The following is a 12,390-nucleotide window of genomic DNA, read 5'->3' as shown; positions in this document are numbered from 1 at the left end:
ATCAGCCGACGATCTCGTTGCCGGAGAAGAACTGGGCGATCTCGATCACGGCCGTCTCCGGGGCGTCGGAGCCATGCACCGAGTTCTCGCCGATCGACTTGGCATAGAGCTTGCGGATGGTGCCGTCGGCAGCCTTCGAGGGGTCGGTCGCGCCCATCACGTCGCGGTACTTGGCGATCGCGCCCTCGCCTTCCAACACCTGCACGACCACGGGGCCGGAGGTCATGAACTCGACGAGTTCGCCGAAGAACGGACGGGCCTTGTGCACGGCGTAGAAGGTCTCGGCCTGGCCCTTGGTCATGCGGATGCGCTTCTGCGCGACGATGCGCAGGCCGGCCTTTTCGATCACGGCGTTGACCGCGCCGGTCAGGTTACGCTCGGTCGCGTCGGGCTTGATGATCGAGAAGGTACGTTCAATCGCCATGGTTCTGTCCTTGAGAAGAAGGGGGTGATTTGGAGTTGCCGGGCTTATATCGGCGCTATCGGCGAACGGCAAGCGACCGGCCAAACGCCTCACGGGCGGATCGCCGCGGGGGGATTACGATAATTTCACCGAGATGAACCCAATCTGCAACGCCCGTTCAGCTCCCGGTTCAGGATCGCGGGCTTAAGGTCGGCCCCATCGAGACGCGTTCTGCCCTTCAAGAGACGTTTCGGCGGCCATTCCATCGACGCGCAGGCCCGCGCCGGCAGTTTTGAGGAGAACACTATGTTGAGGAAACTTTCGCTTGCTGCAGTCGCCGCGGTCGCGCTGGGTGCCGCGCTGGCTCCGACCTCTGCCTCAGCCCATTGGCACGGCGGCTGGGGTGGCTGGCATGGCGGCTGGCACCATGGCTGGGGCTGGGGCGCGCCGCGCTTCTATGTCGGTGGCCCCGTCTCTTACGGCTATGGCGGCTGCTATGTGCGCCAGCTGGTCCCGACCCCCTGGGGACCCCGCTGGCGGCTGGTGAACCGCTGCTACTGAGCCGTCAGCACCTTCCAGGAGAACGACCAGAAGAAGCCCCGGCGTCCCCCGCCGGGGCTTTGCCTTGCGCGCACATCGCCGCGCTCATACAATTTTTACGAGAATGACAGGCGGTCCCCAGGGGACCGAAACTATTTCGCCGTCAGGGACTTGGTAGGGTGTCGTTGCTCTTCACAATGGAACCCCGTGATGCCTCGCCCATTCGTCAATGACAGCGAACAGATGGACCGACGGACCAGCCGATCGATCTGCGACGCCATCGGCGAGCGGCTCCAGCAGAGCCTTCGGCCCGAGCCGCGGCTTCCGACCTATCTCGAGCATCTCGTGAACGAGCTACGCAAGCGGGATCGCGATCGCGATTCCCAGAATTAGGAACAACAACGGGGTTGCGTTTGCCTCGCGCTGCGGTGACAAGGCCGCATGCTCACCGTCACCGACCTTTCGGTCCGCCTCGCCGGACGCCTCCTGATCGACCAAAGCTCCGTGCAGATCACACCCGGCTCGCGCGTCGGCCTTGTGGGACGCAACGGCACGGGCAAGTCGACGCTGTTCAAGGTGATCCGCGGCGAGCTCGCCGCCGAGCACGGCTCGGTCACGCTGCCGCCGCGCTGGCACATCGGCAGCCTCGCGCAGGAAGCGCCTGACGGGCCGGAAAGCCTGATCGAGGTGGTGCTCAGGGCCGACCTCGAGCGCGACGGGCTGTTGCGTGAGGCCGAGACCGCGCACGACCCGCATCGCATCGCGGAGATCCAGACCCGGCTCGTCGACATCGATGCGCATTCAGCCCCTGCCCGCGCGGCTGCGATTCTCAGCGGTCTTGGTTTCTCGGCTGCGAACCAGTTGCGCGCCTGCTCGGAGTTCTCCGGCGGCTGGCGCATGCGCGTGGCGCTCGCCGCGACGCTGTTCGCAGCCCCCGACCTGCTGCTGCTCGACGAACCCACCAACTATCTCGACCTCGAAGGCACGCTGTGGCTGGAGGATCACCTCGCCCACTATCCGCGCACCGTGATCGTGATCAGCCACGACCGCGATCTCCTGGAGAGCTCGGTCGACCAGATCCTGCATCTGGATCGCGGCAAGCTGACGCTCTATCGCGGCAGTTATTCCTCCTTCGAGGAGCAGCGCGCCGCGCGCGAATTGCTCGATGCCAAGCAGGTCAAGCGCCAGGAGGCCGAGCGCGCACGCCTGCAAGCCTTCGTCGACCGCTTCAAGGCCAAGGCCTCGAAAGCGCGCCAGGCCCAGTCGCGCGTCAAGATGCTGGAGCGGCTGAAGCCGATCACGGCGCTGGTGACACAGGACGTGCACGAGATCAGCTTCCCGCCGCCCGAGAAGACGCTGTCGCCGCCGATCATCGCCGTCGACAACGTCTCCGTCGGCTATGATCCGGCGACGCCCGTGCTGAGCCGCGTCACCCTGCGGATCGACCATGACGACCGCATCGCGCTCTTGGGTGCCAACGGCAACGGCAAGTCGACGCTGGTGAAGCTGCTCGCAGGCAAGCTCGCGCCGTTCTCTGGCCGGGTCACGCGCGCCGACAAATTGTCGATCGCTTATTTCGCGCAGCACCAGCTCGACGAACTGAACGAGGATGCCTCCGCCTACGACCACGTCCGCAAGCTGATGGGCGATGCGCCCGAGGCCAAGGTGCGGGCGCGCGCCGGCGCGATCGGCTTTTCCGGCAAGGCGGCCGACACCAAGGCCGGCAAACTGTCGGGCGGTGAGAAGGCGCGGCTGCTGCTGGGACTTGCGACCTTCTTCGGCCCCAACATGATCATCCTGGACGAGCCGACCAACCATCTCGACATCGACAGCCGCGCCGCGCTTGCGGAGGCGATCAACGACTTTCCCGGCGCCGTCATCATGGTCTCGCATGACCGCTATCTGATCGAGGCCTGCGCGGAACGGCTGTGGCTGGTCGCCGACCGCACGGTAACCAACTACGATGGCGACCTCGACGACTACCGCCGCGTGGTGCTGTCGGCGGCGAGCGCGGACGACAGCCCGCGCGAGCGCAGCGCGCCAGCCGAGAAGCCGCAGCGGGCGCGATCGGACAATCGCGGCCCGCTCAAGAAGCGCATCGCGGAGGCCGAGGCCGAGATCACGCGCGTCAGCGAGATCATCGCCAAGATCGACACCGCGCTCGCCCTGCCCGACATCTTCACCCGCGATCCCAGGCAGGCCGCGCAGCTATCGAAAGCACGCGCCAATGCCGCCGACGCCCTGGCGCGCGCCGAGGAGCAATGGCTCGAGGCCAGCGCGCAGTATGATGAGGCGGCGGGTTAGAGGCTGTCCTCGGCCTCGGCCGAGCGAGGCCGCCAGCAAAATTTGAAAAACAACCCCATGCAAAGGCGGCCAAGAGGCCATGACGGTAATAAAATACCTGACACCCCATCATGAGCTTTACGTGAACTATTCGGCAACCTAAGGTGTATCAGTAGCGAGTGTGGGGCTCAGACGCGATGACGTGGGTCGATGCAGAACTTCGACCGCTGGACCTCGATCAGATACCCAGGTGCATTGCGGTGCATATGCGTGCCTTGTTTCTCCTGCTCGCATTTCTGGCCGCAGGCACATCCGCACAAGCCGATCCACAGCGATTTCGTGCAGGCATCACGCGCATCGCGGTGCAGGATATCGTCCCGTTCGATACATTGATTGTTTATCCGATAGACGCAACCGAATTTCCCTTTCAGGAAGGGCCATTCTCAATTGCCGCGACCCGCGATGCGCCCATCGCCGCCGGGCCGCGCTTTCCAGTTGTTCTTTTCTCGCATGGCGGAGGGGGAACGATCAAAGCGGGAGGCAGTTCGCTCCCTTATGCGGCTCTTCTCACGTCAATGGCGCGCGAAGGTTTTATCGTGGTCGCGCCGTTTCATCCTGGATCGAAACGTCCTCGGGAAGCTCTCGAAGATCGACCACGCCAGATTCACGGAGCGCTCGATGCCATGTTGGCCGATCCACGCTTCGGGGTGCATGCCGATCCTAACCGCCTTGGCATGATGGGATTTTCTTACGGTGGGGCCGTCACGCTGATCGTGGCGGGGGCATCTCCCAGCCTGGCTCATCTCGCGGCCTATTGCCGAGACCGTGGCAACGATCCGAAGGCTTGCGACGGCGTGCCGACCGATGGCTCCTTGGCCAACGCGGTCGGCAAGAGATCGCCAGATGCGCTCACCGTAAACGCCCTCGTACTCTTGGAGCCGTTCGGCGCCTTGTTCGATCGCGACGGACTGGCGTCGGTCGGCATGCCGACGCTACTCTATCGTGCGGAAAGCAGCGATCTCCAGGCTGATGGTAACATCGTCGCTCTCGCGGCGGCATTACCCCATCCGCCGCGGCAAGAGACGGTACCGGGCGGCCATTTCATATTCTTCGGCCCGTGCTCTCACGCGCTCGAGACCGAAGCGCCCGCGGCCTGCAAGGATGCTCCCGGCGTCGACCGGGCGGCGGTCCATCGGCGGATCGAGACTGAGATTGGAGACTTCCTGCACCGGCATCTATAGTGTGTCAGGATCCATCCGACAAAGCACAGGCTTGATCGGCAAGCGGAGCGCGTAGAGCCCGGCCCGCGCAGCGGACGTCCCATTCAACGCCCCTACCGGGCAGACGCGGGCCGAAAATAAAGCGGACTATCAAGGGCCAGGCCTGTCGCTTGCGCATCCATAAGCTTGGCGCCGCGCCCTGCCCGCGACTCAAGCTTCCGCTCAGGTCGCCTGCTTCTTCTTCGCCTTCGGCTTGGCGGCCTTCGGCATCGGCGCAGGCTCTGGGCTGCCCTCGATCGAGGACAGGCGGCCTGCGGTGAAGGTGTAGATGCCGGCACGCGGACCGCTCGTCCAGGTGATCACGGCGACGCGCCGGCCACTGGCATCATTGGAGAGATTGACGTTGCTCGGCGCGCCGATACCGCGCACCACGTCGCATTCGGTGTGACCGAGCGCGACCGTTCCGCCCGCTGGCGCCGGCGAGGCGGTCGAGGCGTTGGCGTCAGCGGGCGCACCCGCGGGCGCCATGCCCGGACAGGCGCCATCGGCACTGACCAGGTCCTCCGCCGTCACCGGCTTGTCGGGGGTCAGCGGCGGGGACTCGATCGAGATGTTCTTGATGAAGAGCCGGGCCGGCCTGTTGAACCATTCGGCATCCCTCGACAACATGTCGGACGCGCCGGAGCAGCCCGCGATCAGCGGCGCAACCGCGCACAACGCCAGGAGGAGCGTCGAAGGAAGCTTTTGATGTCGCACGATAAACCCAAATCCCCGCGTTAGGACCAGCCCTAAACGATTGTCCCAACATCACTTTGCGGCACGACCGTGGCTGGAGGCCAGCATTACCCCAAAAGCCGCAAATTATCATTAATTGGCAGGCGCCCACTAATTGCGCCGCTGCCACCGGCCGCGCTCGTCGGCCTGCCAATAGGTGACATCAAATCCGCGCGTCTTGCAATCCGCCCACGCGCTGCGCGCCAGCGCGAGCGCATCCGGATCGTCGCCGTTGAACAGCAGCACCATGCGCTCGTAGCGCTCCGAATCCTGGGGCAGCACGGCGTTGTCGATCAGAAAGCGGACATTGGCGCCGTTGGGGTTGTCCTCCCCGATCACCAGCACGACCGGCTGCTCCGTAGCGTCGCCGACCCGCCATGTCGCGTGCGGCAGGAAGGAATCGTCGCGATAGGTCCACAAGTGCGCGTCGAGCGCATCGGCGCGTTCCTCCGAGGTCGACTGCACCACCACGCGCCAGCCGCGCTCGAGCGATTTCTCGAGCAGCGGCGGCAAGACGTTCTCCACCGTCATGTTTTGCAGATGGTAGAACAGCACTTCGGTCATTTGCGCTCGTAATGATCGGCGACCAGACGGTCGAGCAGGCGCACGCCATAGCCTGAGCCCCAGCTCTGGTTGATGTCGGTCTTCGGCGCACCCATGGCGGTGCCGGCGATGTCGAGATGCGCCCAGGGCACACCGTCGACGAAGCGCTGCAGGAACTGCGCTGCCGTGATCGAGCCGCCGTGACGGCCGCCGGTGTTCTTCATGTCGGCGAACTGGGAATCGATCAGCTTGTCGTATTCGGGCCCGAGCGGCATACGCCAGACTTTCTCGCCGCTCTCGATGCCAGCCGTCAGGAGACGTTCGGCTAGCTCGTCATTGTTGGAGAACATGCCAGCATGCTCGGTGCCGAGCGCGACCATGATCGCGCCGGTGAGCGTTGCGAGATCCACCATGAATTTCGGCTTCACCTTCTTGGCGACGTACCAGAGCACGTCGGCGAGCACGAGGCGCCCTTCGGCGTCGGTGTTGATGATCTCGATGGTCTGACCCGACATCGAAGTGACGATGTCGCCCGGACGCTGCGCGTTGCCGTCGGGCATGTTCTCGACGAGGCCGATGGCGCCGACCGCGTTGACCTTTGCCTTGCGCGCCGCGAGCGCGTGCATCAGGCCGACGACGCAGGCCGCGCCCCCCATGTCGCCCTTCATGTCCTCCATGCTGCCGGCCGGCTTGATCGAGATGCCGCCGGTGTCGAAACAGACGCCCTTGCCGACGAAGGCGACCGGCGCCTCGCCTTTCCTGGCCCCGTCCCAACGCATGAGCACGGTGCGGCTCGGCCGCGCCGAGCCCTGACCGACGCCGAGCAGCGCGCCCATGCCGAGCTTGTGCATCGCCTTGACGTCGAGCACCTCGACCTTGACGCCGAGCTTGCGCAGCTGGCTCGCGCGCCGCGCGAACTCCTCCGGAAAGAGCACGTTCGGCGGCTCGTTGACGAGATCGCGCGCAATGATCACGCCGTCGACGACGTGACCCGCCGGCGCGAAGGCCTTTTTCGCAGCAGCCACGTCGGCGACAGCGAACGCGACGTCGGCGCGCAGGGCACCGCCCTCCTCGCCGTCCTTCTTTTTTGTCTTGTAGCGATCGAATTTATAGGCGCGCAGCCGCAGGCCCGAGCCGATCGCCACCGTCTGTTCCGCAGTCATGGCCCCGTCAGGCACCTCGGCAATGATGGTCATGGCGCTTGCGCCGGCCTTCAGCTTGCCGGCCGCCACGCCACCGAACTTCAGAAAGTCGTTCAGCTTCAGCGCCGAAGTCTTGCCAGCGCCGATCACAATCAGACGGCTCGCGGTCAGGCCCTCGGGAGCCAGGATGTCGAGCGCCGCGCCGGTCTTGCCCTTGAACTGGCTCGTCGTGGCGGCCCGCTTCACCAGATCCACCGCTGCCCCCAGCGCCTTGGCGGTCGCAGGGCCGAATCGCAAGTCGTCGTCGCAGAACGCCACCAGCGTGCCGCGCGGGACTGCGGAAAACGGAACGAAACCGACCTTGACGGCGTCGGACATGGACAACTCCTCAAAAAGACGAGACTTTTGCCGCTCCACGGGCACCGCTGAGGATGCCGACTGAACAGCGATTCACGGATCGGGAGCGTACTATGACCCGCCCGCACCGTGCATGCCAAGCGCTGCCCGTGGCCGGCGGGCCACAACGAGGGAAATATTAACCGTAGATCGAGGGTGCCACGGGGCAGCCATTTTGTTGACGGATCAAAGGGATGGTACTGAGAGTGTGACGTGGTGAAAGACGTGGCAGAACGACCCTTGGGGCCCCCTTTCGGGATGGGTCGGGACGTCCGGAATTTGGGACCCAGAAGGGGCCTTGTGGGGATCGTGCGGTAGCGCATGGGGTCGATCGACAGGTATATTTTCCGCACGACGCTGGCGTCGTTTGCGCTGGTCCTGGTCAGCCTCACCGGTGTGATCTGGATTACGCAGGCGTTGCGCGGCATCGACCTGATGACGAGTCAGGGGCAGACCATCCTGACCTTCCTCGGCATCACCAGCCTGGTGATTCCGGCGCTCGTGCTGATCATCTCGCCGATCGCGCTGATGATCGCGATCTCGCATACGCTGAACAAACTCGCCACCGATTCCGAGATCATCGTGATGAATGCCGCCGGCTTGTCGCCGTTCCGGCTGTTCTATCCGTTTTTCTACGCCACCTGCGTGGTCGCGCTGCTGGTCGCCTTCATCGCCGCCTATCTCGCTCCCGACGGCATGCGGCGGATCAAGCAATGGGACGCCGAGATCACCGCCGACGTCCTCACCAACATCCTGCAGCCCGGCCGCTTCGCCCAGCTCGACCAGAATCTCACGATCCGGATTCGCGAGCGCCAGCCCGGCGGCATCATGGCCGGCATCTTCATCGACGATCGCCGCGATCCGAAGGAGCGCAACTCGATCGTCGCCGAGCGCGGCACGGTGGTGAAGAGCGGCGGCGAGACCATCTTGGTGCTGGAGGACGGCAACCTGCAGCGCTTCGAGGTCGGCAAGCGTGATCCCGCCCTCGTGACCTTCGCCCGCCACGGCTTCGACATGTCGAAGTTCTCCAACCAGGGCCGCGACGTCACGCTCGGCATTCGCGAACGCTATCTGTGGGAGCTGTTCGCGCCGTCCGAGGACGACCCCGTCTACAAGCAGATTCCCGGGCAGTTCCGCGCGGCCTTGCATGACAGCCTGTTGGCGCCGATCTATCCCTTCGCCTTTGCCGCACTGACATTCGCCTTCCTCGGCGCACCTCGCACCACCCGCCAGAGCCGCAACTTCTCGATCGGTTCGTCAATCGTCGCGGTGTTCGGCCTGCGCATGATCGGCTTCGCCTGCTCGGTGATGGCGGTGAAGTCGCCCGGCCCGGTGCTGGTCCAGTACGCGATGGTCATGGGTGCCATCGGCGTTGGGCTGTGGATGATCCTCGGCGGCATCGTGGTCGAGCCGCCCCCTCGCCTCATGGAAGCCATCAACAGATCGAACGCACGCCTTGCGCGGCTGTTCCGACGTCCGGTCGCCGCATGAGCATGCTCACCAACACGCTCGGACGCTATTTCGCGGGCCGCTTCGTCGTCGCGGCGCTCGGCGTGTTCGCGGGCATTTTCCTGCTGCTGGTGCTGGTCGACTATATCGAGATGGTTCGCAAGACCTCCGGCCTGGCCTCCGCCTCCGCGATCATGGTGGCCGAGACCTCGCTATTCCGGGTGCCGCAGCTCTTGGAGAAGCTGACGCCGTTCTGCATGCTGATCGGCGCCATGACCTGCTACCTGGCCCTCTCCCGCCGGCTCGAGCTCGTGGTCGCGCGCGCCGCCGGCATCTCGGCGTGGCAGTTCATCTCGCCCGCGCTCGGCAGCGCGCTCGTGATCGGGGTGATCGCGACGATTGCCTACAATCCGATGTCGGCGAATCTGCGCGAGCTCTCCAAGCGCATGGAGGCCGAGCTGTTCGGCTCGGCGCCGGGCGGCGGCATCCAGGACGCCTCCGGCTTCTGGCTCAACCAGGTCACCAGCGAAGGCCAGGTCATCATCAACGCCGCGCGCAGCGAGCAGCAGGGCATCAGGCTGACAGGCCTGACTCTGTTCCGGTTTGATACAGAATATCACTTCAAGGAGCGCATCGAGGCGCGCGAGGCGACGCTGGAGGATGGCCGCTGGGTGTTCAGGACCGTGCGGCGTTTCTCTTTGGATGCGCCGCCCGTCGACCAGGACCGCCTGGAGATTCCCACGACGCTGACCGAAGCGCAGGTCCGCAACAGCTTTTCCACACCTGAGACTGTGTCCTTTTGGCAACTACCGAGCTACATCCGTTCGTCCGAAAGCTCGGGCTTCGCGACAGCCGGATATCGACTCCAGTACCATAAGCTTCTGGCGCAGCCGTTTCTGCTTGCAGCGATGGTGATGCTGGCAGCTTCCGTATCGTTGCGCTTCTTCCGGATGGGCGGCGTGCAGAAGATGGTTTTGAGTGGCGTAGGCGCAGGCTTTCTGCTCTACGTGCTGTCCAAAGTTACTGAGGATTTGAGCAAGGCTGAGTTGATGCATCCGATCGCTGCGGCGTGGCTGCCCGTTGTCGTGGGTGGCCTCACCGGCTTTTTGGCCTTGCTCTATCAGGAGGACGGATAGTGACTGCCGTCCGCCGAGGGCATGTGTCTGAATTGGCGCTGCGCACCGTGGTGCGCGCGAACGGACGTGGCTTGCCTGCCCGTAGCCTCCTGCTCGCCTTCGTTGCCGCGCTCGCGCTGGGTGGATTGCTCGATCTTGCCGCGACCGTGCCTGCGGCCGCGCAGAGCTTCACCTACAATCCGCTGCCGCCGCGACCGAAGCCGCCGAAGGCCGCCAACGACAACCAGATGCTCGTGCAGGCGACCGAGGTCGACTACGACTACAACAATTCGCGCGTCTCGGCGGTCGGCAACGTCCAGCTGTTCTACAACGGCACCAGCGTCGAGGCCGACAAGGTCATCTACGACCAGAAGACCAAGCGGCTCCATGCCGAAGGCAACATCCGCATGACGGATGCCGACGGCAAGATCACCTATGCCGAGATCATGGATCTGTCCGACGACTACCGCGACGGGTTCGTCGATTCGCTGCGCGTGGACACCGCCGACCAGACCCGTATGGCCGCGAGCCGCGCCGACCGCTCCAGCGGCAACTACACGGTGTTCGAGAACGGCGTCTACACGGCTTGCGCTCCGTGTAGGGACGATCCGAAGAAGCCGCCGCTGTGGCAGGTCAAGGGTGCCCGCATCATCCACGACCAGCAGGAGAAGATGCTGTACTTCGAGACGGCGCAGCTCGAATTCTTCGGCGTGCCGCTCGCCTACATGCCGTACTTCTCGACGCCCGACCCGACGGTGAAGCGCAAGACCGGCTTCCTGATGCCGGGCTTCACGTCCTACACGCAGTTCGGTTACGGCGTCGAAATCCCGTTCTACTGGGCGATCGCGCCCGATATGGACGCGACCTTCAACCCACGCATCACGTCCAAGCAGGGCGTGCTGATGCAGGCCGAATTCCGCCAGCGCCTGATCGACGGCGCCTACCAGATCCGCGTCTACGGCATCGACCAACTCGACCCCGGCCAGTTCGCCGGCCAGCCCGGCGACCGCCAGTTCCGCGGCGGCGTCGAGACCAAGGGCCAGTTCGCGCTGAACGACAAATGGGTCTGGGGCTGGGACGGCGTCCTGCTCTCCGACTACTACTTCATGTCGGACTACCGGCTGTCGCAGTACCGCGATCCGTTCTCCTCGTTCCTGAGCCTGCCGACGGAAGCGATCTCGCAGCTCTACCTGACGGGCGTTGGCAATCGCAGCTTCTTCGACGCGCGCACCATGTATTACCTGAGCTTCTCGGGCAACCAGGGCCAGGTGCCGGTCATCTACCCCGTGATCGACTACTCGAACGTGCTCAACTACCCGGTCTTCGGCGGCGAGTTCTCCTACAAGACCAACTTCGTCAACCTGACGCGTAACGACGCCGTGTTCGACCCGATCACGACGCTCGCCAACACCACCGGGCTCTGCACCATCACCTCGGCAGATCCCGCCGCGCGCACGCCCTCGCAATGTCTGTTGCGTGGCTTCCCCGGCACCTACACGCGTCTGACGGCGGAAGCGCAGTGGCGGAAGTCCTTCACCGATCCCTTCGGTGAAATCTGGACGCCTTTCGCCATTGTTCGCGCCGACGCGATCAACTCCTCGGTCTCGAACCAGCCGGGCGTGTCGAACTTCCTGCCGGTCGGCGACACCCAGGCGCTGCGCCTGATGCCGACGGTCGGCCTCGAGTACCGCTACCCCTTCATCAACGTGCAGCCGTGGGGCTCGACGGTGGTCGAGCCGATCGCGCAGGTCATCATCCGTCCGAACGAGACCTATGCCGGCAAGTTTCCCAACGAGGACGCGCAGAGCATGGTGTTCGACGCGAGCAATTTGTTCAGCGTCGACAAGTTCTCGGGCTACGATCGCGTCGAGGGCGGCGGCCGCGCCAATGTCGGCGTGCAGGCCACCACCCAGTTCGACAAGGGCGGCACCGTCAAGGCGCTGTTCGGACAGTCCTACCAGCTGTTCGGCCTGAACTCCTTCGCCGTCCAGGATTCGATCAATACCGGTCTGGATTCAGGTCTCGACAAGCCGCGATCCGATTATGTCGCGAGCGTCGGCTATTCGCCGAACCGGACCTACACGTTCAGCGTCCGCGGCCGGTTCGACGAGCAGACCTGGAACGTCCAGCGCTTCGAGGCTGAAGGCCGCGCCAATTTCGACCGCTGGTCGGTCAGCATGATCTACGGCAATTATGCGGCGCAGCCGGAACTCGGCTACCTGACCCGCCGCGAGGGCATCCTCACCACCGCCTCGGTGAAGGTCGCAGCCAACTGGGTGGTCCAGGGCTCGGCGCGCTGGGACCTCGAGGCCAACAAGATCAATCAATACGTGGTCGGCGCCGGCTATGTCGACGATTGCTTCGTGCTGGCGGCGAACTATGTAACGTCCTATAGCTACTCGGCGGGCAGCACCCCGCCTGTTCTGAGCCACGCGTTCATGTTCCAGATCGGCCTGCGGACGCTGGCGAACTCCTCGGGAACCAGCAGCTCCGCCGGCATGCAGTAAATCGATTTGACTCTGCGG

At 64.5% G+C, this 12,390-nt stretch carries 11 protein-coding genes; 7 read left to right on the top strand and 4 right to left on the bottom strand.

The window, feature by feature from the left end:
• Position 1 precedes the first annotated feature (1 nt).
• Complete coding sequence (gene ndk, locus QA640_RS21180) at positions 2-424, bottom strand: nucleoside-diphosphate kinase (RefSeq protein ID WP_283042523.1); 423 nt, start codon at positions 422-424, stop codon at positions 2-4.
• Between the two features lie 285 nt (positions 425-709).
• Here ndk and QA640_RS21175 point away from each other — a divergent pair, with 285 nt between their 5' ends.
• From QA640_RS21175 to QA640_RS21160, 4 genes are all read left to right on the top strand, one after another.
• Entirely contained in the window at positions 710-964 is a 255-nt protein-coding gene (locus tag QA640_RS21175) for a sulfur globule protein precursor (RefSeq protein ID WP_283042522.1), read from the top strand.
• 189 nt (positions 965-1,153) lie between these two features.
• Positions 1,154-1,336, top strand: coding sequence for a hypothetical protein (locus tag QA640_RS21170; RefSeq protein WP_283042521.1), 183 nt, complete (start codon positions 1,154-1,156; stop codon positions 1,334-1,336).
• Positions 1,337-1,384: 48 nt separating this feature from the next.
• A complete protein-coding gene (locus QA640_RS21165; protein ID WP_283042520.1) occupies positions 1,385-3,247 on the top strand; it encodes an ABC-F family ATP-binding cassette domain-containing protein in 1,863 nt (620 codons plus the stop codon).
• Between the two features lie 176 nt (positions 3,248-3,423).
• Complete coding sequence (locus QA640_RS21160; protein WP_283042519.1) at positions 3,424-4,467, top strand: dienelactone hydrolase; 1,044 nt, start codon at positions 3,424-3,426, stop codon at positions 4,465-4,467.
• A gap of 201 nt (positions 4,468-4,668) precedes the next feature.
• Here the strand turns inward: QA640_RS21160 and QA640_RS21155 are convergent, their stop codons facing one another.
• The 3 genes from QA640_RS21155 to QA640_RS21145 all read right to left on the bottom strand — a co-directional run bounded on the left by QA640_RS21155 (position 4,669) and on the right by QA640_RS21145 (position 7,283).
• Positions 4,669-5,163, bottom strand: a complete 495-nt coding sequence (locus QA640_RS21155) for a hypothetical protein (RefSeq protein ID WP_283042848.1) — start codon at positions 5,161-5,163, stop codon at positions 4,669-4,671.
• A 168-nt stretch (positions 5,164-5,331) separates the two neighbouring features.
• Positions 5,332-5,784, bottom strand: coding sequence for a DNA polymerase III subunit chi (locus tag QA640_RS21150; protein WP_283042518.1), 453 nt, complete (start codon positions 5,782-5,784; stop codon positions 5,332-5,334).
• Positions 5,781-7,283 carry a leucyl aminopeptidase gene (locus QA640_RS21145; protein ID WP_283042517.1) on the bottom strand — a complete coding sequence of 501 codons (1,503 nt, stop codon included), beginning with the start codon at positions 7,281-7,283 and terminating at the stop codon, positions 5,781-5,783. Before QA640_RS21145 ends, QA640_RS21150 begins: the two co-directional genes overlap by 4 nt.
• A 339-nt stretch (positions 7,284-7,622) precedes the next feature.
• Here QA640_RS21145 and lptF point away from each other — a divergent pair, with 339 nt between their 5' ends.
• Genes lptF through QA640_RS21130 form a run of 3 tightly spaced genes read left to right on the top strand, consistent with a single transcriptional unit; the run spans position 7,623 to position 12,372 of the window.
• Positions 7,623-8,792 carry an LPS export ABC transporter permease LptF gene (lptF, locus tag QA640_RS21140; RefSeq protein WP_283042516.1) on the top strand — a complete coding sequence of 390 codons (1,170 nt, stop codon included), beginning with the start codon at positions 7,623-7,625 and terminating at the stop codon, positions 8,790-8,792.
• Entirely contained in the window at positions 8,789-9,886 is a 1,098-nt protein-coding gene (lptG, locus tag QA640_RS21135; RefSeq protein WP_283042515.1) for an LPS export ABC transporter permease LptG, read from the top strand. Before lptF ends, lptG begins: the two co-directional genes overlap by 4 nt.
• Complete coding sequence (locus QA640_RS21130; RefSeq protein WP_283042514.1) at positions 9,886-12,372, top strand: LPS-assembly protein LptD; 2,487 nt, start codon at positions 9,886-9,888, stop codon at positions 12,370-12,372. The genes lptG and QA640_RS21130 overlap by 1 nt, the downstream gene beginning before the upstream one ends.
• Positions 12,373-12,390 lie beyond the last annotated feature (18 nt).

It is taken from the genome of Bradyrhizobium sp. CB82 (assembly GCF_029714405.1).
Taxonomy (GTDB): domain Bacteria; phylum Pseudomonadota; class Alphaproteobacteria; order Rhizobiales; family Xanthobacteraceae; genus Bradyrhizobium.
The sequence above is the reverse complement of the archived record's forward strand: the minus strand, read 5'-3'. Positions and strand labels throughout refer to the sequence as shown.

What these genes read in the sequence shown, in the direction of transcription:
- ndk (WP_283042523.1), bottom strand. Translation starts at nt 424, where the DNA reads ATGGCGATTGAACGTACCTTCTCGATCATCAAGCCCGACGCGACCGAG.
- QA640_RS21175 (WP_283042522.1), top strand. Translation starts at nt 710, where the DNA reads ATGTTGAGGAAACTTTCGCTTGCTGCAGTCGCCGCGGTCGCGCTGGGT.
- QA640_RS21170 (WP_283042521.1), top strand. Translation starts at nt 1,154, where the DNA reads ATGCCTCGCCCATTCGTCAATGACAGCGAACAGATGGACCGACGGACC.
- QA640_RS21165 (WP_283042520.1), top strand. Translation starts at nt 1,385, where the DNA reads ATGCTCACCGTCACCGACCTTTCGGTCCGCCTCGCCGGACGCCTCCTG.
- QA640_RS21160 (WP_283042519.1), top strand. Translation starts at nt 3,424, where the DNA reads ATGACGTGGGTCGATGCAGAACTTCGACCGCTGGACCTCGATCAGATA.
- QA640_RS21150 (WP_283042518.1), bottom strand. Translation starts at nt 5,784, where the DNA reads ATGACCGAAGTGCTGTTCTACCATCTGCAAAACATGACGGTGGAGAAC.
- QA640_RS21145 (WP_283042517.1), bottom strand. Translation starts at nt 7,283, where the DNA reads ATGTCCGACGCCGTCAAGGTCGGTTTCGTTCCGTTTTCCGCAGTCCCG.
- lptF (WP_283042516.1), top strand. Translation starts at nt 7,623, where the DNA reads ATGGGGTCGATCGACAGGTATATTTTCCGCACGACGCTGGCGTCGTTT.
- lptG (WP_283042515.1), top strand. Translation starts at nt 8,789, where the DNA reads ATGAGCATGCTCACCAACACGCTCGGACGCTATTTCGCGGGCCGCTTC.